Origin of the sequence: Streptomyces sp. SID13666 (assembly GCF_010548325.1) — a bacterium.
Taxonomy (GTDB): Bacteria; Actinomycetota; Actinomycetes; order Streptomycetales; family Streptomycetaceae; genus Actinacidiphila; species Actinacidiphila fildesensis.
On the sequence record NZ_JAAGLX010000155.1, the window covers coordinates 1 to 629 of the forward strand.

A 629-nucleotide genomic window follows, 5' to 3' on the forward strand; every position below is an offset into this window, starting at 1 on the left:
TCTACGTCATGCGCCGCGGCGACCCGGACCGGCCGTGGAGCGGCGCGCTGCTCGTCACCGGCACCGCGCTGCTCCTGACCTCGCCCTCCTACTACTGGTACGCCCTGCTGGTGATCGCGCTGGTCGCCCTCGACGGCCGCTGGGAATGGCTCGCCGTCCCCCTCGCGGGCACCGTGCTCTACATCGGCAACGCCATGGCACTCCCCAGCGAACTACTCCAACCCTGGTCCTACGGAATCGCCGCCGGGGTAGTCCTCGCTGGAACACTCCTGCGCGCCTACCGAAACGGGAGCCAGCCCGAACACACCGCCCCCAACTACGCCACCACACTGTCGCTGCTCTGACCTTCGGCGTCACCCCTGTGGGCACTGTGAGCCTGGACCGCTAGTCGATCGTGATCGGGCCGTCGGTCGGCTTGTCCCGGCCGGTGTCCTTCTCTGTGTCCTTGTCTGTGGGCTTCGGCTTCACCGGCTCCGTGGGCCCGGCGGCCGGCTTCAGGTAACCCTGCAGCTCGAGCAGGCCGTTGTCCTTGCCCGGACGGGGGTACTCGGTGGAACCGCTCAGGTTCTTCCGAACCGAGTCCAGGATGGTCAGCCCCTGGCCGACCAGTCCCGCCGCGATCTCACTGA

General features: G+C 68.4%; 2 pseudogenes. One reads left to right on the forward strand and one right to left on the reverse strand.

From position 1 onward, the window contains the following. Positions 1 to 344: pseudogene (locus G3I60_RS43855) on the forward strand (hypothetical protein); the annotation flags it as partial. A 40-nt stretch (positions 345 to 384) separates the two neighbouring features. On the opposite strand, the pseudogene G3I60_RS43860 reads toward G3I60_RS43855, so the two are convergent. Beyond that, positions 385 to 629, reverse strand: a pseudogene (locus G3I60_RS43860) (hypothetical protein); the annotation flags it as partial.